This is a genomic window from Citrobacter sp. CK198 (assembly GCF_030333295.1).
Lineage (GTDB): Bacteria > Pseudomonadota > Gammaproteobacteria > Enterobacterales > Enterobacteriaceae > Citrobacter_B > Citrobacter_B koseri.
Genome location: NZ_JAOWGE010000034.1, coordinates 247,905 through 270,841 on the forward strand (window position 1 = coordinate 247,905; position 22,937 = coordinate 270,841).

General features: G+C 54.8%; 22 protein-coding genes and 1 pseudogene. 17 read left to right on the forward strand and 6 right to left on the reverse strand.

The window, feature by feature from the left end; translation table 11 throughout:
* Positions 1-7: 7 nt before the first annotated feature.
* Entirely contained in the window at positions 8-2,008 is a 2,001-nt protein-coding gene (gene mnmC / locus OGY62_RS16260) for a bifunctional tRNA (5-methylaminomethyl-2-thiouridine)(34)-methyltransferase MnmC2/FAD-dependent 5-carboxymethylaminomethyl-2-thiouridine(34) oxidoreductase MnmC1 (RefSeq protein ID WP_112001876.1), read from the reverse strand.
* A 158-nt stretch (positions 2,009-2,166) separates the two neighbouring features.
* On the opposite strand from mnmC, the gene fabB reads away from it, so the two are divergent.
* Positions 2,167-3,387 carry a beta-ketoacyl-ACP synthase I gene (gene fabB / locus OGY62_RS16265; protein WP_058667781.1) on the forward strand — a complete coding sequence of 407 codons (1,221 nt, stop codon included), beginning with the start codon at positions 2,167-2,169 and terminating at the stop codon, positions 3,385-3,387.
* A 111-nt stretch (positions 3,388-3,498) separates the two neighbouring features.
* Here the strand turns inward: fabB and OGY62_RS16270 are convergent, their stop codons facing one another.
* A complete protein-coding gene (locus OGY62_RS16270; protein WP_012131446.1) occupies positions 3,499-4,023 on the reverse strand; it encodes a YqhG/Tai3 family protein in 525 nt (174 codons plus the stop codon).
* Positions 4,024-4,264: 241 nt separating this feature from the next.
* On the opposite strand from OGY62_RS16270, the gene OGY62_RS16275 reads away from it, so the two are divergent.
* Complete coding sequence (locus OGY62_RS16275) at positions 4,265-5,443, forward strand: MFS transporter (RefSeq protein ID WP_047462305.1); 1,179 nt, start codon at positions 4,265-4,267, stop codon at positions 5,441-5,443.
* Here the strand turns inward: OGY62_RS16275 and flk are convergent.
* A complete protein-coding gene (flk, locus tag OGY62_RS16280) occupies positions 5,440-6,441 on the reverse strand; it encodes a flagella biosynthesis regulator Flk (RefSeq protein ID WP_071260297.1) in 1,002 nt (333 codons plus the stop codon). The genes OGY62_RS16275 and flk overlap by 4 nt on opposite strands.
* 102 nt (positions 6,442-6,543) lie before the next feature.
* Here flk and pdxB point away from each other — a divergent pair, with 102 nt between their 5' ends.
* From pdxB to hisP, 15 genes and pseudogenes are all read left to right on the forward strand, one after another.
* Entirely contained in the window at positions 6,544-7,680 is a 1,137-nt protein-coding gene (pdxB, locus tag OGY62_RS16285) for a 4-phosphoerythronate dehydrogenase PdxB (RefSeq protein WP_286460293.1), read from the forward strand.
* A gap of 61 nt (positions 7,681-7,741) precedes the next feature.
* Complete coding sequence (locus OGY62_RS16290) at positions 7,742-8,755, forward strand: aspartate-semialdehyde dehydrogenase (protein ID WP_012131450.1); 1,014 nt, start codon at positions 7,742-7,744, stop codon at positions 8,753-8,755.
* Positions 8,755-9,567, forward strand: a complete 813-nt coding sequence (gene truA, locus OGY62_RS16295; RefSeq protein ID WP_012131451.1) for a tRNA pseudouridine(38-40) synthase TruA — start codon at positions 8,755-8,757, stop codon at positions 9,565-9,567. The genes OGY62_RS16290 and truA overlap by 1 nt, the downstream gene beginning before the upstream one ends.
* Positions 9,568-9,590: 23 nt before the next feature.
* Positions 9,591-10,250 (forward strand): DedA family protein, encoded by a 660-nt coding sequence (locus tag OGY62_RS16300; RefSeq protein WP_012131452.1) that lies wholly within the window; start codon positions 9,591-9,593, stop codon positions 10,248-10,250.
* Positions 10,251-10,402: 152 nt separating this feature from the next.
* Positions 10,403-11,317, forward strand: coding sequence for an acetyl-CoA carboxylase, carboxyltransferase subunit beta (accD, locus tag OGY62_RS16305; protein WP_012131453.1), 915 nt, complete (start codon positions 10,403-10,405; stop codon positions 11,315-11,317).
* Between the two features lie 192 nt (positions 11,318-11,509).
* Positions 11,510-12,778, forward strand: a complete 1,269-nt coding sequence (gene folC / locus OGY62_RS16310) for a bifunctional tetrahydrofolate synthase/dihydrofolate synthase (protein ID WP_012131454.1) — start codon at positions 11,510-11,512, stop codon at positions 12,776-12,778.
* A complete protein-coding gene (gene dedD, locus OGY62_RS16315; RefSeq protein ID WP_012131455.1) occupies positions 12,768-13,451 on the forward strand; it encodes a cell division protein DedD in 684 nt (227 codons plus the stop codon). The genes folC and dedD overlap by 11 nt, the downstream gene beginning before the upstream one ends.
* Positions 13,452-13,765: 314 nt before the next feature.
* A complete protein-coding gene (gene cvpA / locus OGY62_RS16320; RefSeq protein WP_012131456.1) occupies positions 13,766-14,254 on the forward strand; it encodes a colicin V production protein in 489 nt (162 codons plus the stop codon).
* A 35-nt stretch (positions 14,255-14,289) separates the two neighbouring features.
* Positions 14,290-15,807, forward strand: a complete 1,518-nt coding sequence (gene purF / locus OGY62_RS16325; RefSeq protein WP_012131457.1) for an amidophosphoribosyltransferase — start codon at positions 14,290-14,292, stop codon at positions 15,805-15,807.
* 91 nt (positions 15,808-15,898) lie between these two features.
* Positions 15,899-16,474 (forward strand): annotated as a pseudogene (locus tag OGY62_RS16330) (UbiX family flavin prenyltransferase); the annotation flags it as partial.
* Between the two features lie 288 nt (positions 16,475-16,762).
* Positions 16,763-17,545: a lysine/arginine/ornithine ABC transporter substrate-binding protein ArgT gene (argT, locus tag OGY62_RS16335; protein ID WP_012131460.1), complete on the forward strand. Its 783-nt coding sequence runs from the start codon at positions 16,763-16,765 to the stop codon at positions 17,543-17,545.
* A gap of 248 nt (positions 17,546-17,793) precedes the next feature.
* The gene (gene hisJ / locus OGY62_RS16340) at positions 17,794-18,576 is read left to right on the forward strand and encodes a histidine ABC transporter substrate-binding protein HisJ (RefSeq protein WP_012131461.1); all 783 of its coding nucleotides are present in this window, start codon (positions 17,794-17,796) and stop codon (positions 18,574-18,576) included.
* Positions 18,577-18,761: 185 nt separating this feature from the next.
* On the forward strand, positions 18,762-19,448 hold the full coding sequence (locus OGY62_RS16345) for a histidine ABC transporter permease HisQ (protein ID WP_012131462.1): 687 nt from the start codon (positions 18,762-18,764) through the stop codon (positions 19,446-19,448).
* On the forward strand, positions 19,445-20,161 hold the full coding sequence (hisM, locus tag OGY62_RS16350; RefSeq protein WP_012131463.1) for a histidine ABC transporter permease HisM: 717 nt from the start codon (positions 19,445-19,447) through the stop codon (positions 20,159-20,161). Before OGY62_RS16345 ends, hisM begins: the two co-directional genes overlap by 4 nt.
* Before the next feature lie 7 nt (positions 20,162-20,168).
* Positions 20,169-20,942, forward strand: coding sequence for a histidine ABC transporter ATP-binding protein HisP (gene hisP, locus OGY62_RS16355; protein WP_049008687.1), 774 nt, complete (start codon positions 20,169-20,171; stop codon positions 20,940-20,942).
* Positions 20,943-21,039: 97 nt separating this feature from the next.
* Here hisP and OGY62_RS16360 read toward each other — a convergent pair whose 3' ends face one another.
* The 3 genes from OGY62_RS16360 to folX all read right to left on the reverse strand — a co-directional run bounded on the left by OGY62_RS16360 (position 21,040) and on the right by folX (position 22,898).
* A complete protein-coding gene (locus tag OGY62_RS16360; RefSeq protein WP_049008706.1) occupies positions 21,040-21,552 on the reverse strand; it encodes a GNAT family N-acetyltransferase in 513 nt (170 codons plus the stop codon).
* Between the two features lie 70 nt (positions 21,553-21,622).
* Positions 21,623-22,516, reverse strand: coding sequence for a TIGR01777 family oxidoreductase (locus tag OGY62_RS16365; protein ID WP_012131466.1), 894 nt, complete (start codon positions 22,514-22,516; stop codon positions 21,623-21,625).
* A gap of 19 nt (positions 22,517-22,535) precedes the next feature.
* Complete coding sequence (folX, locus tag OGY62_RS16370; RefSeq protein WP_012131467.1) at positions 22,536-22,898, reverse strand: dihydroneopterin triphosphate 2'-epimerase; 363 nt, start codon at positions 22,896-22,898, stop codon at positions 22,536-22,538.
* Between the last annotated feature and the right edge of the window lie 39 nt (positions 22,899-22,937).

Sequence of the window (22,937 nt, forward strand, 5' to 3'; positions counted from 1 at the left end):
GATGGACTTATTTCACCGCTTTTCCCTTCAATAACTTCCGTACCCACAGACGATTCGGGTTTAACGCCGCCAGCGTGTCAGCATCCATCGGAATGGGCTCTTCACTCATTTGCGCCGCGAGAATTTCCGCGCAGAGCGGGGCTGAACACAACCCGCGCGATCCGAGCGCTCCCAGCATAAACAAATCAGGATAAACCGGCGCGCGTTCGGCAGCGTCTTTCTGTCTGGCAAGGGCGGCGTATTGTGCGAGCGTTGCATCATAGTCCGGCACATTTCCGACCATCGGCAGATGATCGCGCGTGGCGCAGCGTACGCCACAGCGCGCCGCTTTTTCGCTGACATCAACCTCTTTTGCCCATGCGGCATTCGGGAAGCAGTCGATCAAGCGCTGGCGATTCTGCTGCTGATCGTCTTCACGATAGGCAGTTTCCTCACTGCCGCGATGGTAACTGGCGCCAATGCAGTGCTGATGAGTGGCAGGGTTTTGCGGCGTGAGGTATCCGTCGTAGCACAGCACCTGGCGTAATGCGGAAAGCGCAGGCGTCGTCGGGATATGGCTTACCTGACCAGCCACCGAATAGACCGGTAACGGACGCGTCTGGTCAACGTGGTTAATCTGATGCCCGTTTGCCAGCACGACCACCTCATGTTCAACTGCCTTACCCTCTGCAAATTGCAACTGCCAGCCTGTGGCCTGGTGCGAAAGGGCGGTGAGCGTGTGTGTATAATGCCTCCGCAGCCCTTGTGTGGCCGCCAGCGCCAGCACCGCAGCGGTTAATTGTGCGGGGCACAGCCAGCCGCCAGCCGGATACGTTATTCCGCGACAGTGTGTCGCCACGCCTGTTTCCTGCTGCGCCTGGTCTGGATCTACAGCCACTGCGAGCGCATCGGGCAACGCCAGCGACAGCATCTGATCGATTTTATGCTGGCTCTTTTCGTCCCAGCCCAGTTGCGTGACGCCGCACCAGTCATGGTCGAAAGTCACCGGCAACGCGTCATACAGACGCCGCGCGAACGTAAACGCGCTCGGGAAAAAGAGGTTAATCGCCGCATCGTGTTTGCTGAGCAGGGGATAAAGCGCCCCCTGGCGATTGCCGGATGCGCCTTGCGCGGGTTGCTCATCTGAACAATAGAGCGTTACCTGCCAGCCGCGGCGCAGAAGCGCCAGCGACAGCAGCGCGCTGGCGATGCCACCGCCGATGATTGCGACGTCTCGTTTGGCGCTGCCGCTGCGGGTGAACCACGGCGTCGGGGAGGGGGACGTCAGCGTGTGCGCCATGACGCCGCAAAGCATTTCACGCTTGCGGCCAAAACCTTTGCGTTTTTGCATCGTGAACCCTGCCTCCTGCAACCCCCGGCGCACGAATCCCGCAGAGGTAAACGTCGCCAGCGTTCCGCCGGGGCGAGCCAGTCGCGCCATGGTGGAAAACAGATTCTGCGTCCACATGTCAGGGTTTTTCGCAGGGGCAAAACCATCCAGAAACCAGGCGTCCACTTTCTGGTTCAGGGATTCATCCAGTTTCCCCGTCAGTTCATTAATATCGCCGAACCAGAGATCTAGCGTCACGCGACCGTCATCAAGAATCAGACGATGGCACCCGGCCAGCGGCAGCGGCCACTGCGCGTGTAGCTGCTGTGCCCAGGGGGCAAGCTCCGGCCAGTGTTGATGGGCTAACGCGAGATCGGCCTGCGTCAGGGGAAATTTTTCAAAACTGATAAAATGTAATCTTTGTAGCGTAGCCTCAGGGTGAGCGTCGCGAAACTGCGAGAACGCCTGCCAGAGCGTCAGGAAGTTAAGGCCAGTGCCGAAACCGCTCTCCGCCACCACGAATAATGGGCGAGGGTGCAGCGGAAAACGCTCCTCAAGCTGATTGCCGCCGAGAAAAACATAACGCGTCTCTTCCAGCCCATTATCATTGGAAAAGTAGACGTCATCGAAATCTCGGGAAACAGGTGTACCCTCAGCGTTGAATTCAAGGTTGGCAGGTTGTATAGCGTATTGTTTCACGTAAGTTACTCGTCTGACAGGCAGTGTCACGATCTTAGCGATGTGCGCCCGGAGGCGCAAATTTCCATATTAATTGGCTGATCGGACTTGTTCGGCGTACAAGTGTACGCTATTGTGCGAGTCGAATCTTAAAATAGTGCGACTTACAGAGGTATTGAATGAAACGTGCAGTGATTACTGGCCTGGGCATCGTTTCCAGCATCGGTAATAACCAGCAGGAAGTCCTGGCATCTCTGCGTGAAGGACGTTCAGGGATCACTTTCTCTCAGGAGCTGAAGGACTCCGGCATGCGTAGCCATGTTTGGGGTAACGTCAAACTGGATACCACTGGCCTCATTGACCGCAAAGTAGTGCGCTTTATGAGCGACGCATCCATCTATGCTTACCTTTCTATGGAGCAGGCGATTGCTGATGCGGGTCTCTCTGTAGAAACTTACCAGAATAATCCGCGCGTTGGCCTGATTGCAGGTTCCGGCGGCGGTTCCCCGAAATTCCAGGTCTTTGGCGCAGATGCCATGCGTAGCCCGCGTGGTCTGAAAGCCGTTGGCCCGTATGTAGTGACCAAAGCGATGGCCTCCGGCGTTTCTGCCTGCCTCGCTACGCCGTTTAAAATCCACGGTGTGAACTACTCCATCAGCTCTGCTTGCGCGACCTCTGCGCACTGCATCGGCAACGCGGTTGAACAGATTCAACTGGGCAAACAGGACATCGTCTTTGCCGGCGGCGGCGAAGAGCTGTGCTGGGAAATGGCGTGTGAATTCGACGCGATGGGCGCACTGTCCACCAAATACAACGACGATCCGTCTAAAGCTTCTCGTACCTATGATGCGAACCGTGATGGTTTCGTTATCGCGGGCGGCGGCGGTATGGTTGTGGTTGAAGAACTGGAACATGCTCTGGCGCGCGGCGCGCACATCTATGCGGAAATCGTCGGTTACGGCGCAACGTCCGATGGCGCTGACATGGTTGCACCGTCAGGCGAAGGCGCAGTGCGCTGCATGCAGATGGCGATGCACGGCGTTGACTCTCCGATTGACTACCTGAACTCCCACGGTACGTCTACGCCGGTAGGCGACGTGAAAGAACTGGGCGCAATTCGTGAAGTCTTTGGCGATAAGAGCCCGGCTATCTCCGCGACCAAAGCGATGACCGGTCACTCTCTGGGTGCGGCTGGCGTGCAGGAAGCTATCTATTCGCTGCTGATGCTGGAACACGGCTTTATCGCGCCGAGCATCAACATTGAAGAGATGGACGAGCAAGCGGCAGGTTTGAACATCGTAACCGAAGCCACCGATCGCGAGCTGACGACCGTTATGTCCAACAGCTTCGGCTTTGGCGGCACCAACGCGACGCTGGTTATGCGTAAGCTGAAAGCGTAAATCTGAAGACGTTGGGCGGATAAGGCGTTTACGCCGCTATCCGACATCAACGTTTGCCTGATGGCGCTTCGCTTATCAGGCCTACAGGGGAGCCGATAATGGCTCCCTTTTTTATTGCTTGTTTTCGTATTCCTGCGCGACTTTTGCCGACCACGCCCTGGCGCGGGCAATAGCGCCTGCATCGTAGATCGGGTGTTCAAACTGGTGGGTAAGATCGCGTACCCGATAAATTTTCCATTGACCATTTTCCCGGCGAGTGTACACCATTAAATGGATAAGGCGGGTATCGGAATCGCCAAGCCATACATCCACTTTTTCACCTCCCAAAAAAGCACTGGCTGTTCCTGCGTGGAATTTAGCGATCCATTCCGGCGCGTAGTCCTGCACGTACATAAAGTAGTCTGACGCCACGATTTCCTGCTCATAAAGGTTATCAATTAGCGTCAGGCGATTGATAAGTTCTTTCGCGACATAGCGTTGCATTAATGCCGACTTATCATGAGGGGTATCCTGATCCTCTGTGAATGTTTTCATCCATGAGAGATAGAATTGGTTAATATCCTGCGTACTATCGCGATGAGGTGTGGCGCAGCCGCAAAGCAACAGGATAAGCGTAATAAGAGGAAACGCTTTCATTACTTTTTTCCCTGAAAGAAAATGACAGTATGTTTTAACCGTGTTCAATTCGACAGAAATGACAAATAATGCTGTGATTTCTAAGTTGACAAGCCCGGTCTCCCACAGGCAGACTTCACGCTCAACATTATCCCCATGATAATGCGTAAGCGTTTAACGTTATCCAACGCACCTTAATCCTGATGGTCAGGTGGAGGGGGCGTGGCATTTCCTCGCCTTACTCTGCATTCTGGAGTAACGCATGACAGCTGTATCCCAAAAAGAAAAAACACCTTCTGCGAATTTTTCGCTTTTTCGTATCGCTTTTGCGGTTTTTCTGACCTATATGACGGTCGGTTTACCGTTACCTGTAATCCCTCTTTTTGTTCACCATGAGCTGGGCTATGGCAACACGATGGTCGGCATCGCGGTGGGCATTCAATTCCTTGCAACGGTATTGACCCGTGGTTACGCCGGGCGACTGGCCGATCAATATGGCGCTAAACGTTCCGCGCTACAGGGGATGTTGGCCTGCGCGCTGGCGGGGGGCGCGTGGCTGTTGGCGGCGTTGTTACCTGTTTCTGTACCTGTAAAATTCGCGTTGCTGATCGTCGGGCGACTGATCCTGGGTTTTGGCGAAAGCCAGCTACTGACCGGAACTCTGACCTGGGGGATGGGGCTGGTAGGGCCTTCGCGCTCCGGTAAAGTGATGTCGTGGAACGGCATGGCGATTTACGGCGCGCTGGCTGCCGGTGCGCCGCTTGGTTTACTGATTCACAGCCATTACGGTTTTGCGGCGCTGGCAGGAACAACAATGGCGCTGCCGCTGCTGGCCTGGGCATTTAATGGCACCGTGCGTAAAGTACCTGCGCACGCGGGCGAACGTCCGTCGCTGTGGAGCGTCGTCGGCCTCATCTGGAAGCCGGGCCTGGGGCTGGCGCTACAGGGGGTTGGCTTCGCCGTTATCGGCACCTTCATTTCACTCTATTTCGCCAGTAAAGGCTGGGCGATGGCCGGTTTTACGTTGACCGCGTTTGGCGGCGCTTTCGTGCTGATGCGCGTGTTGTTTGGCTGGATGCCGGATCGCTTTGGCGGTGTGAAGGTGGCGGTTGCGTCCCTGTTGGTCGAAACGGCAGGGCTGGTGCTGCTTTGGCTGGCACCAGTGGCCTGGATTGCGCTATTGGGTGCGGCGTTAACCGGGGCTGGGTGCTCGCTCATCTTCCCGGCGCTGGGCGTTGAAGTGGTGAAGCGCGTACCTTCTCAGGTACGCGGTACGGCACTTGGCGGCTATGCCGCGTTTCAGGACATCTCCTACGGCATTACCGGCCCGCTGGCCGGGCTGTTAGCCACCTCATGCGGCTACTCTTCCGTATTCCTCGCCGGGGCGATTTCTGCCGTCGTGGGGATTGTGGTGACGCTGCTGTCGTTTCGCCGGGGTTAAGACACCAGCCAGAACAGAATGAAGGCAACCGCCAGTGCGATAAAGATCAGCCCCGGTCGCGCCGTTACGGATTTGATGGTTTCAATCATCGGGGCGAACGGGCTGAATATCGGCTGAATGTGATGCGGCTCGGTTAACTCTCTTTCGCGCGCAACGCGGCGTAGAAAGACCTGGTTCAGCAGATCCTGAACCTGAGCGGTTGTCAGAATTGTATGCGGCAACGCCTGATATGTCTGCTGGGCGTAATCTCTTAACGCCGTGAATTCATTCGGCTCCAGCGGCAGTTTTAGCGCCGCCTGTAGCGTCTGTAGGGTAGGCGCGCTCTGGTTGCTGAGGGTCTGGCGCGCTTGCAGCCAGGTGACCAGGTGCGTGAACTGTTTTGCAGGGATCAGCTCGCCGCTTTTCACACCGGAAAGTTCCAGCATGGACTGCCAGATAAGTTTGCCCGATTCGCCCGTCGCGGCGGCCAGCTTCGTCACCAGTTGGTTGAGCGTATTATGCTCGGCAGGCAATAACGGTCTGTCGGTTGGCGGACGTTGTTGAGGCTGAGGAATGGAAAGTTGCCCCTGTTGCAGTAGCGTCAGCACATTCTTTAACTGCTCGGGCGTTAACTGGCTGAGCGCCGTCTGACCGTACTGTTGGCGAATAAAATCGCTGACGGCCTGACGGTTGTTCCCCTGGCTCAATAATTCCGTCAACTGCGAGAGCACCTGACGATTCGCGTGGTTCTGCTGAGCGACGCTCAGGCGTTGCGTGAGATTTTGTTCTGCGGCGGGGAAGTGACGCGACAGTAACGGCGTGTCGCTTTTTACGCCCAGATCGTGTTTCATTCCGGCCCAGACTTCCGCACTTTGCTGTTGCGTCAGCGAAATCAGACGCGTAATCAGGCGTTCCAGCACCGTGCGCTGCTGGGTGGATAGCGGCTGTTCTCCGGCAACGGAAGGCGCAGTCTGACCTTCACCGGGAGGGCGTGCGGGAGTACCGGAAATGGGTTGCATCATCACTTATCCTTAAACCATAAATCTTAGCAAAGTATGCCTGGCGGCCAGATTATGGCACACTTGCCCGGTTAACTCTCGTTCTCAAACAGGTACGCAGACGTGAAAATCCTCGTTGATGAAAATATGCCTTATGCCCGCGAATTATTTAGCCGTCTGGGCGAGGTCAAAGCGGTTCCCGGTCGCCCCATTCCCGTTGCAGAACTTGATGATGCGGATGCGTTAATGGTGCGTTCAGTCACCAAAGTGAATGAAGCGCTGCTTGGGGGGAAATCCATCAAATTTGTCGGCACCGCAACCGCCGGGACCGATCATGTGGATGAGGTGTGGCTTAAGCAGGCTGGCGTGGGGTTTTCAGCGGCGCCTGGCTGCAATGCTATCGCTGTTGTTGAATATGTTTTTTCCGCTTTACTGATGCTGGCGGAGCGTGACGGTTTTGCTTTAAGCGACCGCACCGTGGGGATTGTCGGCGTAGGTAATGTTGGCGCTCGCTTGCAGGCGAGGCTGGAAGCGTTGGGCATTCGCACTTTGCTGTGCGATCCGCCGCGTGCGGACCGGGGCGATGAAGGTGATTTCCGCTCGCTGGATGAGCTGGTCCAGGAAGCGGATATTCTGACGTTCCACACGCCATTGTATAAAGAGGGGCCTTACAAGACGCTGCACCTGGCGGATGAGGCGCTGATCGGGCGGCTGAAGCCGGGGACGATTCTGATTAACGCCTGTCGCGGCCCGGTGGTGGATAACACCGCGCTGCTGGCGCGCCTGAATGCCGGGCAGTCGCTGAGCGTGGTGCTTGATGTCTGGGAAGGGGAGCCCGATCTCAACGTGGCGCTGCTGGAAAAAATTGATATCGGCACATCGCACATTGCCGGTTATACCCTGGAAGGGAAGGCGCGCGGCACCACGCAGGTCTTTGAAGCCTATAGTACGTTTATCGGACGGGCGCAAAAAGTGGCGCTGGATACGCTGCTACCCGCGCCGGAGTTTGGGCGTATTACGCTGCATGGCCCGCTGGATCAGCCGACGCTGAAAAGGCTGGCGCATTTGGTGTATGATGTGCGCCGCGATGATGCGCCACTGCGTAAAGTCGCCGGAATTCCGGGCGAGTTTGATAAGCTGCGTAAGAATTACCTTGAGCGCCGTGAATGGTCTTCCTTGTACGTGATGTGCGACGATGCCAGTGCCGCCACGCTGCTGCATAAGCTCGGTTTCAACGCCGTTCATCATCCGGCCCATTAACATTCTTTTTGTCGCTCCCTGCATAGCGCGGGGAGCTTTGCTATTTCTGGAGTAAACCACCATGTCTGAAGGCTGGAACATTGCCATCCTGGGCGCAACAGGCGCCGTAGGCGAAGCCCTGCTCGAAACGCTGGCTGAACGTCAGTTCCCGGTCGGTGAGATTTATGCGCTGGCGCGTAATGAAAGTGCGGGCGAACATCTGCGCTATAGCGGCAAGTCGGTCATTGTGCAGGATGTCGCTGATTTTGACTGGACGCAGGCGCAGCTGGCGTTTTTTGTCGCTGGCGCTGAAGCCTCTGCCGCATGGGTTGAGGAAGCCACCAATGCGGGCTGTCTGGTGATCGACAGCAGCGGCCTGTTTGCCCTGGAACCGGATGTGCCATTAGTGGTGCCGGAAGTGAACCCGTCTGTGCTGGCCGATTACCGCAACCGCAATGTGATCGCCGTAGCCAACAGCCTGACCAGCCAGTTGCTGGCCTCGCTGAAGCCGCTGATTGATGAAGGCGGTCTGTCGCGCATTAGCGTCACCAGCCTGCTTTCTGCCTCGGCACACGGGAAAAAAGCGGTGGATGCGCTGGCCGGTCAGAGCGCGAAACTGCTCAACGGTATCCCTATCGACGAAGATGATTTCTTTGGTCGTCAACTGGCGTTTAACATGCTGCCGCTCCTGCCGGACAGTGAAGGCAGCGTGCGCGAAGAGCGCCGTATCGTTGACGAAGTGCGTAAGATTTTGCAAGACGACGGGCTGATGATTTCCGCCAGTTGCATTCAGTCGCCGGTATTTTATGGCCATGCGCAAATGGTCAGTTTTGAAGCGCTGCGCCCGCTGGCGGCGGAAGAGGCGCGCGATGCTTTTTCTCGCGGTGAAGATATTGTGCTGTCTGAAGAGACTGACTTCCCGACTCAGGTGGGCGATGCGTCTGGCAATCCGCAGCTTTCTGTCGGCTGTGTGCGTAACGATTATGGCATGCCGGAGCAGGTTCAGTTCTGGTCGGTGGCCGATAACGTTCGCTTTGGCGGCGCGTTGATGGCGGTTAAAACTGCGGAAAAACTGGTGCAGGAGTACCTGTACTGATGTCAGCAGTGGAACAACCGCCAGTTTATAAAATTGCGCTGGGCATTGAGTACGACGGCAGCAAATATTATGGCTGGCAACGCCAGAACGAAGTGCGCAGCGTTCAGGAAAAGCTGGAAAAAGCGCTTTCTCAGGTTGCCAACGAACCTGTTAACGTGTTTTGCGCCGGGCGGACAGACGCTGGCGTACACGGAACGGGGCAGGTGGTGCATTTTGAAACCACCGCGTTGCGTAAAGACGCGGCATGGACGCTGGGTGTAAATGCGAATTTACCTGGTGACATCGCGGTTCGTTGGGTTAAAGCTGTACCTGAGGATTTTCACGCCCGGTTTAGCGCAACGGCTCGCCGTTATCGCTACATCATCTACAATCATCGGTTGCGTCCGGCGATTTTAGGTCATGGGGTTACGCACTTTTATGAGCCGCTGGACGCGGAACGTATGCACCGGGCGGCGCAGTGTCTGATTGGTGAAAATGATTTTACCTCGTTTCGCGCGGTACAGTGCCAGTCGCGTACGCCGTGGCGAAACGTGATGCACATTAACGTGACGCGTCACGGTGCGTATGTGGTGGTCGATATCAAAGCCAATGCCTTTGTACATCATATGGTCAGGAATATTGTCGGTAGCCTGATGGAAGTAGGCGCCCACAACCAGCCGGAGAGCTGGATAGCAGAGTTGCTGGCGGCGAAGGACAGGCGGCTTTCAGCAGCAACGGCGAAAGCGGAAGGGTTGTATCTGGTTGCGGTTGATTACCCGGAACGGTTTGACCTTCCCAAAACGCCACTGGGCCCGCTGTTTCTGGCGGACTAATTTGAGTCGTATAAGGCATCAATATGGACCTGATTTATTTTCTGATTGATTTTATCCTGCACATTGACGTGCACCTGGCGGAGCTGGTCGCGGAATACGGCGTCTGGGTATATGCCATTCTGTTCCTGATCCTGTTTTGTGAAACCGGACTGGTGGTGACGCCGTTTCTGCCGGGGGATTCGTTGCTGTTTGTGGCGGGCGCGTTGGCGTCGCTGGAAACCAACGATCTCAACGTACATATTATGGTGATGTTAATGCTGATCGCCGCGATTGTCGGCGATGCGGTGAACTACACGATCGGCAGATTGTTTGGCGAACGGTTATTCAGTAACCCGAATTCAAAAATTTTCCGTCGCAGTTACCTTGATAAGACGCACCAGTTTTATGAGAAGCATGGCGGGAAAACCATTATTCTGGCCCGTTTTGTCCCGATTGTCAGAACCTTTGCGCCGTTTGTTGCGGGTATGGGACATATGTCTTATCGCCATTTTGCCGCGTATAACGTTATTGGCGCGCTTTTATGGGTGCTGCTCTTCACATATGCGGGGTATTTCTTCGGTACGATCCCTATGATTCAGGATAACCTTAAGTTACTGATCGTAGGGATTATTGTGGTGTCGATATTGCCAGGCGTGGTTGAAATCATTCGCCATAAGCGCGCTGCGTCGCGTGCCGCAAAATAGAAAGTAACTCAGCGGTTCGACCACTTTTTTATCCAAAGTTTCGGGCTGTTATGTTTTAATGTGCAACATTCATAGTCTGTTGGGGGCAAAAATGGCATTATGCGCTCCTGATAACAAAGCTGACGACTAAGGTTCAGGCAGAAAGGTCACTAATGAGCTGGATTGAACGAATTAAAAGCAACATTACTCCCACCCGCAAGGCAAGCATTCCTGAAGGGGTGTGGACCAAGTGTGATAGCTGCGGTCAGGTTTTATACCGTGCTGAGCTGGAACGTAATCTTGAGGTCTGTCCGAAGTGTGACCATCATATGCGCATGTCGGCGCGCAATCGCCTGCATAGCCTGTTAGATGAAGGAAGCCTTGTGGAACTGGGCAGCGAACTTGAGCCGAAAGATGTGCTGAAGTTCCGCGACTCCAAGAAGTATAAAGATCGTCTGGCTTCCGCGCAGAAGGAAACCGGCGAGAAAGACGCGCTGGTGGTGATGAAAGGTACGCTCCACGATATGCCGATTGTTGCGGCGGCGTTTGAGTTCTCCTTTATGGGCGGTTCTATGGGGTCTGTGGTCGGCGCGCGTTTTGTCCGTGCCGTTGAGCAGGCGCTGGAAGATAACTGCCCGCTGATCTGCTTCTCCGCTTCCGGCGGCGCGCGTATGCAGGAAGCGCTGATGTCGCTGATGCAGATGGCGAAAACCTCCGCTGCGCTGGCGAAAATGCAAGAGCGTGGTCTGCCGTATATCTCCGTGTTGACCGATCCGACAATGGGCGGCGTTTCCGCAAGTTTTGCGATGCTCGGCGATCTCAACATTGCAGAACCGAAAGCGTTAATTGGTTTTGCGGGCCCGCGTGTTATTGAACAAACCGTACGTGAGAAACTGCCGCCGGGATTCCAGCGCAGTGAGTTTCTGATTGAAAAAGGCGCTATCGATATGATCGTCCGCCGCCCGGAAATGCGCCTGAAACTGGCAAGCGTTCTGGCGAAGCTGATGAATCTTCCGGCGCCGAACCCGGATGCGCCGCGCGAAGGCGAGGTGGTGCCGCCGGTACCCGATCAGGAACCCGAGGCCTGATAATTTACTCTATGGATTTCGAGTTGCAGGAAGGCGGCAAGAGAGCGAATCCCGATGAGCTTGCACAGGCAAGTGATTCGGGTGAGCGAGAGCAGCCAACACACCTGCAGCTTGAAAGACGACGAGTACAAAAGGGCAGGGCCAGCTGGCGCTGCCTTTTGCTTTTCTCAACGTAATAAATTTACAGGCATCATGGACAATAAACGCATTCCCCAAGCCGCGTCGCCCCTGGCAGCGTGGCTTTCTTATCTGGAAAACCTGCACAGTAAAACTATCGATTTGGGTCTGGAACGCGTAAGCCGGGTTGCGGCGCGTCTGGGCGTGCTGAAACCCGCGCCGTTTGTCTTTACGGTGGCGGGTACTAACGGTAAAGGAACGACCTGCCGTACGCTGGAGTCTGTGCTGACGGCGGCGGGCTATAAAGTGGGCGTCTACAGTTCTCCGCATCTGGTGCGCTATACCGAGCGCGTTCGCGTGCAGGGAAACGAGTTGCCGGAGTCTGCTCATACCGCCTCGTTCGCCGAGATTGAGGCCGCGCGCGAAGACATTTCTCTGACCTACTTTGAATATGGCACGCTGTCGGCGCTGTGGCTGTTTAAGCAGGCTCAGCTTGACGTGGTGATTCTGGAAGTCGGGCTGGGCGGACGTCTGGACGCGACCAATATTGTTGATGCGGATGTTGCGGTAGTGACCAGCATTGCGTTGGATCATACCGACTGGCTGGGGCCGGATCGCGAAAGTATCGGGCGTGAGAAGGCGGGGATCTTCCGGGCGGAAAAACCGGCTATCGTCGGCGAACCGGAAATGCCGTATACCATCGCCGATGTGGCGCAGGAAACCGGGGCGCAGTTACAGCGTCGCGGCGTGGACTGGCATTATGATGTGACGGGCGACGGCTGGTCGTTTACGGACGGCGAAGGTACGCTGGCGAATCTTCCATTGCCGCAGGTGCCTCAGCCTAACGCCGCCACCGCGCTGGCGGCACTGCGCGCCAGCGGGCTGAACATCAGCGAGCAGGCGATTCGTGACGGTATTGCCCGGGCGATTTTGCCCGGTCGTTTCCAGATAGTGAGCGAATCGCCACGGGTGATTCTGGATGTCGCACATAATCCCCATGCTGCGGAATATCTGACAGAACGCCTGAAAATGTTGCCGAAAAACGGGCGTATACTTGCCGTTATCGGTATGCTACATGATAAAGATATCGCAGGGACATTAGCCTGGCTGAAAAGCGTGGTCGACGACTGGTATTGCGCGCCGCTGGAAGGGCCTCGCGGCGCGACGGCGGAGCAATTGCTGGAACATCTGGGCAAAGGCACTGTCTATGACAGTGTCGCGCTGGCGTGGCATGCCGCGCTGGCAGAGGCGAAACCAGAAGATACCGTGCTGGTGTGTGGATCATTTCACACGGTTGCACATGTCATGGAAGTGATGGACGCGGGGAGAAGCGGTGGCGAGTAAGTTTCAGAATCGTTTAGTTGGCACAATCGTGCTGGTCGCTCTCGGGGTGATTGTGCTTCCCGGGTTGCTCGACGGGCAGAAAAAACACTATCAGGATGAGTTTGCGGCGATCCCGCTGGTGCCAAAGCCTGGCGATCGCGATGAGCCTGATATGATGCCAGCCGCAACACAGGCGTTGCCGACCCAGCCGCCTGAAGGCGCTGCTGAGGAGGTGCGTGCCGGAGATGCGGCAGCGCCGTCTCTGGACCCTTCCCGTTTTGCTGCGGAAAACAACGCCAGTTTCGATCCTGTCCCCGCACCTGTTGAGCCGCCGAAGCCGAAACCGGTTGAAAAACCGAAACCACAGCCGAAGCCGCAGCAACCGGTAGCGGCAACGCCGACACCGGCGCCTGAGCCGAAACCTGCTGCTGAAGAAAAACCCGCGCCAACGGGTAAAGCGTACGTTGTGCAGTTGGGGGCGTTGAAAAATGCCGATAAGGTCAATGAGATAGTGGGTAAACTTCGTGGCGCGGGCTTCCGGGTATATACTTCTCCGTCAACGCCGGTACAGGGTAAAATAACCCGTATCCTCGTCGGGCCTGACGCCTCAAGAGACAAGCTGAAAAATTCTCTTGGCGAGTTACAGCAGATCTCCGGTTTGAGTGGCGTGGTGATGGGTTACAGCCCGAACTAAGCCACTGCTGCCTGATGGCGACGCTGCGCGTCTTATCAGGCCTACGATGTACTGTTTTCCAGGCCGGATAAGGTGCTTGCCCGCCATCCGCGCGGAGTTCAGCCAGGCCTACGGTGTACTGTTTTGTAGGCCGGATAAGGTGCTTGCACCGCCATCCGGCAATGCCCGAAGAGGCAAAAAGTTTGATGGCGTTGAATATTTTTTCAGCGCCATTTTTATTTACGCACGGGAAGGAAATCCCTACGCAAACGTTTTCTTTTTCTGTTAGAATGCGCCCCGAACAGGACGACAGGGCGTAAAATCGTGGGACACATATGGTCTGGATTGATTACGCCATTATCGCGGTGATTGGTTTTTCCTGTCTGGTTAGCCTGATCCGTGGCTTTGTTCGTGAAGCGTTATCGTTGGTGACATGGGGTTGTGCTTTCTTTGTCGCCAGCCATTACTACACTTACCTGTCTGTCTGGTTTACGGGCTTTGAAGACGAACTGGTTCGAAATGGGATTGCTATCGCGATACTGTTTATCGCGACGCTTATCGTCGGCGCTATCGTGAACTTTGTGATAGGTCAGCTGGTGGAGAAAACCGGCCTGTCGGGTACTGACAGGGTGTTGGGGATCTGTTTTGGCGCGCTGCGAGGAGCGTTAATCGTCGCCGCCATTCTGTTCTTTCTCGATACGTTTACCGGTCTGTCGAAAAGCGAAGACTGGAGCAAGTCGCAGCTTATCCCGCAGTTCAGTTTCATCATCAGATGGTTCTTTGACTATCTGCAAAGCTCGTCAAGTTTCTTGCCCAGAACGTAACGGTTCTGAGATGTGGCTTAACGAGGAAAAGACGTATGTGCGGTATTGTCGGTATCGCCGGTGTTATGCCGGTAAACCAGTCGATTTATGACGCGTTAACGGTGCTCCAGCATCGTGGTCAGGATGCCGCTGGCATCATCACCATTGATGCCAACAACTGCTTCCGCTTGCGTAAGGCAAACGGACTGGTGAGCGATGTTTTTGAAGCTCGCCATATGCAGCGTATGCAGGGCAATATGGGCATCGGGCATGTGCGTTACCCAACGGCTGGCAGCTCCAGCGCCTCCGAAGCTCAACCTTTTTACGTCAACTCGCCGTATGGCATCACGCTTGCTCATAACGGCAACCTGACCAACGCGCATGAGCTGCGTAAAAAGCTGTTTGAAGAAAAACGTCGTCACATCAACACCACGTCAGATTCTGAAATCCTGCTCAATATTTTTGCCAGTGAGCTGGATAACTTCCGTCATTATCCGCTGGAAGCCGATAACATTTTTGCCGCCATTGCCGCGACCAACCGGCAGATTCGCGGCGCGTATGCCTGTGTGGCGATGATTATCGGGCACGGTATGGTGGCTTTCCGCGATCCGAACGGCATCCGCCCGCTGGTGCTGGGCAAGCGCGACATTGGCGATGGCCGCACTGAATATATGGTTGCGTCCGAAAGCGTGGCGCTTGATACGCTGGGCTTCGAATTCCTGCGCGATGTGGCGCCGGGCGAAGCGGTGTACATCACCGAAAAAGGCCAGTTGTTTACCCGCCAGTGCGCGGATAACCCGGTCAGCAATCCGTGCCTGTTCGAATACGTCTACTTTGCGCGCCCGGACTCGTTCATCGATAAAATTTCCGTCTACAGCGCCCGCGTGAATATGGGGACGAAGCTGGGCGAAAAAATTGCCCGTGAATGGGAAGATCTGGATATCGACGTGGTGATCCCGATTCCAGAAACCTCCTGCGATATCGCGCTGGAAATCGCCCGCATTCTGGGTAAACCGTACCGCCAGGGCTTTGTGAAAAACCGCTACGTTGGCCGGACGTTTATCATGCCGGGCCAGCAGTTGCGCCGTAAGTCCGTGCGTCGCAAGCTGAACGCCAACCGCGCTGAATTCCGCGATAAGAACGTCCTGCTGGTGGATGACTCCATCGTGCGCGGCACCACCTCTGAACAGATTATTGAGATGGCCCGTGAAGCAGGCGCGAAGAAGGTCTATCTGGCTTCTGCGGCGCCGGAAATTCGCTTCCCGAACGTTTACGGTATCGATATGCCAACGGCAAATGAGCTGATTGCTCACGGTCGTGAAGTGGATGAAATTCGCCAGATCATCGGCGCTGATGGGCTTATCTTCCAGGATCTGGACGATCTGATTGAAGCTGTTCGCGCTGAGAACCCGGATATTCAGCAGTTTGAATGTTCGGTCTTTAACGGCGTGTATGTCACGAAAGACGTTGACCAGCAGTATCTCGATTATCTGGATTCCCTGCGTAATGATGACGTCAAAGCGATGCAGCGTCAGAACGAAGTGGAAAACCTGGAAATGCATAACGAAGGTTAATCTCTCCTCCCGGCAAGGGCGCGCAATCCGCGCCCTTGCTTGCAACGCCCCGTAAAATCCTGCAAAGTCAGCCCAGACGCAAGAAAGGGCAAAAATCATGAAACGACTCATTGTAGGGATTAGCGGCGCCAGCGGCGCGATTTATGGCGTGCGCTTGTTGCAGGTTCTGCGTGACGTGGCGGATGTGGAGACCCACCTGGTGATGAGTCCGGCTGCGCGTCAGACGCTTGCGCTGGAAACCGAATTTTCCTTGCGGGAGGTGCAGGCTCTGGCCGATGTCACCCATGATGCGCGCGATATTGCCGCCAGTATCTCTTCTGGCTCCTTTCAGACGGCGGGGATGGTGATTTTACCGTGCTCGATCAAAACGCTCTCCGGTATTGTACACAGCTATACTGACGGACTTCTCACCCGTGCGGCGGATGTTGTCCTGAAAGAGCGCCGCCCGCTGGTGTTGTGCGTGCGGGAAACGCCGCTGCATTTAGGACACCTGCGCCTCATGACTCAGGCGGCTGAAATTGGCGCCGTTATTATGCCACCGGTTCCCGCGTTTTATCATTGCCCGCAAACGCTGGATGATGTGATTAATCAGACGGTTAATCGTGTTCTGGATCAGTTTGATATCACGTTGCCGCACGATCTTTTCACCCGTTGGCAGGGCGCATAACGCTGCCCGTTCACAGTGCGTTTTTGCACAAATTGCCCTGTTTCAGGGCAATTTTGTAACCGCGATCATATCCTCAACATTTAATTCGCTAAAAGCGACCGAAACGCTGCGGTTCAACCGTCATACCTGCTATCTTCAATATCAGGACAATATTGCAACGTTTTATTAACATATTTAACGTCAAATAGGGACGCCGACGTGAAAATGGCATAAGACCTGCATGAAAAAGTCTGCAAACACACAACACAATGCAAAACATAATAAAATTACGCCACTTGAGGGTTATGTATGAAGAAGACAGTTCTCGCTTTGTCTTTGCTGGTAGGACTTTCCGCAACGGCGGCCAGCTACGCAGCGCTACCGCAGACGGTTCGTATTGGTACAGACGCGACATATGCGCCTTTCTCATCGAAAGATGCCAAAGGGGATTTTGTCGGTTTTGATATCGATCTGGGCAATGAGATGTGCAAGCGTATGCAGATCAAATGCACCTGGGTCGGTAGCGATTTTGACGCGCTGATTCCTTCCCTGAAAGCGAAGAAAATCGATGCCATCATTTCATCGCTCTCCATTACCGAGAAACGCCAGCAGGAGATTGCCTTCTCCGACAAACTGTATGCCGCCGACTCGCGCCTGATTGCCGCGAAAGGCTCATCTGTCCAGCCGACGATTGACTCGCTGAAGGGCAAGCACGTTGGCGTACTGCAAGGCTCCACTCAGGAAGCCTATGCGAATGATAACTGGCGCAGCAAAGGCGTGGATGTTGTGGCCTACGCGAACCAGGATCTCATCTATTCCGACCTGACGGCGGGCCGTCTTGATGCTGCATTGCAGGATGAAGTTGCGGCCAGCGAAGGGTTCCTCAAACAGCCTGCGGGCAAGGACTATGCGTTTGCCGGTCCTTCCGTGAAAGATAAAAAGTACTTTGGCGACGGCACCGGGGTTGGCTTGCGTAAAGACGATACCGAGCTGAAAGCGGCGTTTGATAAAGCGCTGAGCGATCTGCGTGCTGACGGCACCTACGACAAGATGGCGAAAAAGTACTTTGACTTTAACGTCTACGGCGACTGACAGGTCGCTGCGGGGGAGTGTTGCGCACCGTTTTGGTTAACCATCACGGTGCGTGATGAGAGATTTGCACCATCATGGTGCGTTTGTCGCTGTCAAAATGAGCATGAATGCATACTTAAGCGCTTTTCATGCAAAATAAACCGGCTGACAGGGTAGAATGCTTTGCCTTGTCGGCCCGATTAATGGCACGATAACTGCACCTGGTCCTGTAAAGATCCCCTATAAAAGACAGTCTGTTGAGGATAGTTATGAAAAAACTGGTGTTGTCTCTTTCTCTGGTCCTGGCTTTCTCCAGTGCTACCGCAGCATTTGCAGCCATTCCGCAAAAAGTTCGTATCGGTACCGATCCGACTTATGCCCCTTTTGAATCGAAAAATGCACAGGGTGAATTGGTCGGTTTTGATATCGATCTGGCCAAAGAGCTGTGCAAACGCATTAATACACAATGTACCTTCGTGGAAAACCCGCTGGATGCGCTGATCCCGTCGTTAAAAGCGAAGAAAATCGATGCCATCATGTCCTCGCTTTCCATCACCGAAAAGCGTCAGCAGGAAATCGCGTTTACCGACAAGTTCTATGCAGCAGACTCTCGCCTGGTCGTCGCCAAAGATTCTGATATTCAGCCGACCGTTGAGTCCCTGAAAGGCAAGCGTGTTGGCGTATTGCAGGGCACCACGCAGGAAACGTTTGGTAATGAGCACTGGGCGCCGAAAGGCATTGAAATCGTCTCTTACCAGGGTCAGGACAATATCTATTCCGACCTGACGGCAGGGCGTATCGATGCCGCTTTCCAGGATGAAGTCGCAGCCAGCGAAGGCTTCCTGAAGCAGCCTGTAGGCAAAGATTACAAATTCGGCGGCCCGTCGGTGAAAGACGAGAAACTGTTCGGTGTGGGTACGGGTATGGGGCTGCGCAAAGAGGATAACGAACTGCGCGAAGCCCTGAACAAAGCATTTGCGGAAATGCGTGCTGACGGTACTTACGAGAAGCTGGCGAAAAAGTACTTTGATTTTGATGTTTACGGCGGTTAATCGCCGCTGGTGCAGATAACGCCCGCAGATTTTTGACGCGCTGATTTTATGCCTGATGGCGCTGCGCTTATCAGTCCTACAGAGATTTTGTAGGTCGGATAAGGCAAAGCCGCCATCCGGCATTTAACGGTTCGACTGAGATCAAAAGAGGCGTCTTACTCACCACACACGACAGGACAGGCAGCATGTTGTACGGGTTTTCAGGTGTTATTTTTCAGGGCGCGCTTGTCACGCTTGAGCTGGCCCTCAGCTCAGTTGTGCTGGCCGTGCTGATCGGTCTTGTCGGCGCGGGCGCGAAACTTTCGCAAAACCGGGTGACGGGACTTATTTTCGAAGGCTATACCACCCTGATTCGCGGGGTGCCGGATCTGGTTTTAATGCTGCTGATTTTCTACGGGTTGCAAATCGCGCTCAATGCGGTGACCGACGCGATGGGAATAGGGCAGATTGATATTGATCCGATGGTCGCCGGTATTATCACCCTGGGTTTTATCTATGGCGCGTACTTTACGGAAACCTTCCGTGGCGCGTTTATGGCGGTGCCCAAAGGGCATATTGAAGCGGCGACGGCATTCGGTTTCACCGGTTCGCAAATATTCCGGCGGATTATGTTCCCGGCGATGATGCGCTACGCCTTACCGGGGATTGGTAATAACTGGCAGGTTATCCTCAAAGCGACGGCGCTGGTTTCGCTGCTCGGGCTGGAAGATGTGGTCAAAGCTACGCAGCTGGCCGGCAAGAGCACCTGGGAGCCATTCTATTTCGCCGTAGTGTGCGGGCTGATTTATCTGGTATTTACAACGGTTTCCAATGGTGTGCTGCTGTTCCTCGAGCGCCGCTACTCCGTGGGTGTGAAGAGGGCTGACCTGTGATCGAGATTATTCAGGAGTACTGGAAATCCCTGCTCTGGAGCGATGGCTATCGCTTTACCGGCGTGGCCATTACGCTGTGGTTGCTGATCTCCTCGGTGGTGATGGGCGGCATTCTGGCGCTGTTTTTGGCGATTGGCCGCGTTTCCAGCAACAAATTTATCCAGTTCCCCATCTGGTTGTTTACCTATGTTTTTCGTGGTACGCCGCTGTATGTGCAACTGCTGGTGTTCTATTCCGGGATGTACACGCTGGAGATCGTGAAAGGAACCGATCTCCTCAACGCGTTTTTCCGTAGCGGTCTTAACTGTACCGTTCTGGCGTTGACGCTGAATACCTGCGCCTATACCACGGAGATTTTCGCTGGCGCCATCCGTTCAGTACCGCACGGGGAAATTGAAGCGGCGCGGGCGTATGGCTTCTCATCGTTCAAAATGTATCGCTGTATTATTTTACCTTCCGCGCTGCGTATCGCGCTGCCAGCATACAGTAACGAAGTGATCCTGATGCTGCACTCAACCGCGCTGGCGTTTACCGCGACGGTGCCGGATTTGCTGAAAATCGCCCGTGATATTAACTCGGCAACCTATCAACCGTTTACCGCATTCGGCATTGCCGCTGTGCTGTATTTGATTATTTCGTATGTCCTGATTAGCCTGTTCCGTAAAGCGGAAAAGCGCTGGCTCCAGCACGTGAAACCTTCTTCAACGCACTGAGAATACGATGTCTGAGAATAAATTAAACGTTATCGATTTGCACAAGCGCTACGGCGAACACGAGGTGCTGAAAGGGGTATCGCTACAGGCTAACGCCGGAGATGTGATCAGTATTATCGGATCGTCTGGCTCCGGTAAGAGTACCTTTCTGCGCTGTATTAACTTCCTCGAAAAACCGAGCGAAGGATCGATTGTGGTGAGCGGCCAGAATATTTCCCTGGTGCGTGATAAAGACGGCCAGCTCAAGGTCGCCGATAAAAACCAGCTGCGGCTGCTGCGTACGCGCCTGACGATGGTATTTCAGCACTTCAATCTCTGGAGCCACATGACGGTGCTGGAGAACGTTATGGAAGCGCCGATTCAGGTGCTGGGATTAAGCAAACATGAAGCGCGCGAGCGTGCGGTGAAATACCTGGCGAAAGTCGGTATTGATGAACGTGCGCAGGGAAAATACCCGGTACACCTCTCAGGTGGTCAGCAGCAGCGCGTCTCAATTGCCCGCGCGTTGGCGATGGAACCTGAGGTGCTGCTGTTTGATGAGCCGACATCGGCGCTTGACCCCGAACTGGTAGGCGAAGTCTTGCGTATCATGCAGCAGTTAGCGGAAGAGGGGAAAACGATGGTGGTGGTGACGCATGAAATGGGGTTTGCCCGCCATGTTTCCACCCATGTGATTTTCCTGCATCAGGGGAAAATCGAAGAAGAAGGCGATCCAGAGCAGGTATTTGGCAACCCGCAAAGCCCGCGTTTGCAACAGTTCCTGAAAGGCTCGCTGAAGTAGCGGTTTATCCGTCGCTCAGAGAAACAATTTTGCCCGGTGGCGCTGTGCTTACCGGGCCGACACGTAGGCCGGATAAGGCATCGCCGCCATCCGGCGATTATCGCCCCATTTCGCTTTCCAGACGGTATACCCATTCGTCATACCGGATGCCGTTCACCTCATAGGCGTTTTCCAGCACCTGAGTCCGCGTAAAACCACGCTTTTCCAGCACGCGCACAGACGCGTGATTCTCTGCCAGCACATAGGCATTTATCGCTTTCACGCTGGTATGCGTAAAGGCGTAATCGCAGACGGCATATAAGGCTTCTGTGGCGATCCCTCTCCCTTGCGCTTCCGGGAGCACCGTATAGCCGATATCGGCTTCCTGCGGATAATGGTGGCTAATTTGTAAGCCAATGTCGCCCAAAGGCTTATCGCTGTTATGCAGGCGGATGACGAAGGTATGCTTTGAGACGAGGCGACGGGCGAACAGCAGGCGAGTGTCTTTTTCCGGTGTGATATCAGCCATATAACGCATGATTTCAGGGTTTTCACGCAGTGCGAGAAAAAAGGACCAGTCAGTAGGTTGAAAAAGGGAGAGGGTCAATCGGGAGGTGGTTATTATCGCCATAAAATCGCCATTCCAGAAGTCAGGCATACTACCTTACCACTGGAATGGCTACAGTGACCAGGTGAATGGTTTAACGGATCACATCGGCCAGCGCTTCTTCTAAATCGTACCAGCGAAATGAAAACCCCGCCGCCTCCAGTCTTTTTGGCAATGCGCGCTGTCCGCCCAGCACCAGTACCGATGATTCCCCCATTAACAGGCGGATGACGGTCGCGGGAACGCGCAGGATTGCGGGGCGGTTCAGCGCATGACCCAGCGCATGGGCGAACTGTTCATTACGAACCGGATAAGGCGAAACCATATTGAACGGGCCGCGCAGGTCGTTATCCAGCAGCCAGAGAATACCGTTTACCATATCATCGATATGGATCCAGGCCAGATACTGACGCCCATTGCCAATTGGCCCTCCCAGCCCCAGGCGAAACGGCGGGATCATTTTGGCCAGAATGCCGCCTTCCGGCGCCAGGACGACGCCGGTGCGTAGCAGACAAACGCGCGTTTTATCACTTTGCGCGCTACAGGCAATCTGCTCCCAACGCGCGCATAACTTATGGGTAAATTCGTTATGCGGCGGCTCTTCTTCCGTTACGACAACTTCGCCCAGATCGCCGTAATAGCCTGCGGCAGACCCGGAAATTAACGCGGCCGGGGGCGTCTCGCTGGCGTTGATCAAATCCGCCAGCTTTTGCGTGATGGACCAGCGGCTTTGACACAAACGCTCTTTTTGCTGCGCAGTCCAGCGTTTGTCGGCGATAGGCTCGCCAGCAAGGTTGACCACGGCGTCTATGTCGTTGAGGTTCTGCCTGTCCTCCAGCCCTTTCCACAGCGCAACCCGGGAGTCGAGAAGCTGACGCGCCTTATCGGGACTCCGTGTGACGACCGTCACCTGATGCCCCAGCGCCAGCAGACGGGGAATCAGGTGACGTCCTATCAGGCCAGTACCGCCGGTAATCAGAATCTGCATGTTTCCTCCCGGATAGCGCTTAACGTCGCCAGCTGAGCGTCATGGAGACGGAATCGGCATAACGCAGCGCATGAAGTTTGTCGATCTCTACTTCAGCATAAGTGACCCAGTGATGTTCGCGTGCGATGTCGAGCACATCCTGAGTTAATTTTTCTAACAGCGAGAATCGGTTGCTCTCCACATGCTGAATAATGTTTTTTGTGATGGTGCGGTAATTCAGCGCGTCGTTGATGTCCTCGCTTACGCGGGCTTTTTCCGCCGGATAGTGAATGGCAACGTTAATAACAATATCCTGGCGGTTGAGGATCTCTTCCTCTTTGATACCGATAAACGTGCGCAGACGAAGGTTTTTTATACGAATAATAGCGTCAGGTTGTGACATTGCAGGCGTCCTCCATGGTTGAACCTTTGCATGATACAC

Excerpts from the sequence above, each read along its gene's own strand:
- accD (WP_012131453.1), top strand. The coding sequence starts at position 10,403 with ATGAGCTGGATTGAACGAATTAAAAGCAACATTACTCCCACCCGCAAG.
- OGY62_RS16275 (WP_047462305.1), top strand. The coding sequence starts at position 4,265 with ATGACAGCTGTATCCCAAAAAGAAAAAACACCTTCTGCGAATTTTTCG.
- folC (WP_012131454.1), top strand. The coding sequence starts at position 11,510 with ATGGACAATAAACGCATTCCCCAAGCCGCGTCGCCCCTGGCAGCGTGG.
- OGY62_RS16290 (WP_012131450.1), top strand. The coding sequence starts at position 7,742 with ATGTCTGAAGGCTGGAACATTGCCATCCTGGGCGCAACAGGCGCCGTA.
- OGY62_RS16300 (WP_012131452.1), top strand. The coding sequence starts at position 9,591 with ATGGACCTGATTTATTTTCTGATTGATTTTATCCTGCACATTGACGTG.
- folX (WP_012131467.1), bottom strand. The coding sequence starts at position 22,898 with ATGTCACAACCTGACGCTATTATTCGTATAAAAAACCTTCGTCTGCGC.
- argT (WP_012131460.1), top strand. The coding sequence starts at position 16,763 with ATGAAGAAGACAGTTCTCGCTTTGTCTTTGCTGGTAGGACTTTCCGCA.
- OGY62_RS16345 (WP_012131462.1), top strand. The coding sequence starts at position 18,762 with ATGTTGTACGGGTTTTCAGGTGTTATTTTTCAGGGCGCGCTTGTCACG.
- OGY62_RS16360 (WP_049008706.1), bottom strand. The coding sequence starts at position 21,552 with ATGGCGATAATAACCACCTCCCGATTGACCCTCTCCCTTTTTCAACCT.
- flk (WP_071260297.1), bottom strand. The coding sequence starts at position 6,441 with ATGCAACCCATTTCCGGTACTCCCGCACGCCCTCCCGGTGAAGGTCAG.
- cvpA (WP_012131456.1), top strand. The coding sequence starts at position 13,766 with ATGGTCTGGATTGATTACGCCATTATCGCGGTGATTGGTTTTTCCTGT.
- OGY62_RS16365 (WP_012131466.1), bottom strand. The coding sequence starts at position 22,516 with ATGCAGATTCTGATTACCGGCGGTACTGGCCTGATAGGACGTCACCTG.
- hisP (WP_049008687.1), top strand. The coding sequence starts at position 20,169 with ATGTCTGAGAATAAATTAAACGTTATCGATTTGCACAAGCGCTACGGC.
- truA (WP_012131451.1), top strand. The coding sequence starts at position 8,755 with ATGTCAGCAGTGGAACAACCGCCAGTTTATAAAATTGCGCTGGGCATT.
- OGY62_RS16270 (WP_012131446.1), bottom strand. The coding sequence starts at position 4,023 with ATGAAAGCGTTTCCTCTTATTACGCTTATCCTGTTGCTTTGCGGCTGC.
- hisJ (WP_012131461.1), top strand. The coding sequence starts at position 17,794 with ATGAAAAAACTGGTGTTGTCTCTTTCTCTGGTCCTGGCTTTCTCCAGT.
- purF (WP_012131457.1), top strand. The coding sequence starts at position 14,290 with ATGTGCGGTATTGTCGGTATCGCCGGTGTTATGCCGGTAAACCAGTCG.
- fabB (WP_058667781.1), top strand. The coding sequence starts at position 2,167 with ATGAAACGTGCAGTGATTACTGGCCTGGGCATCGTTTCCAGCATCGGT.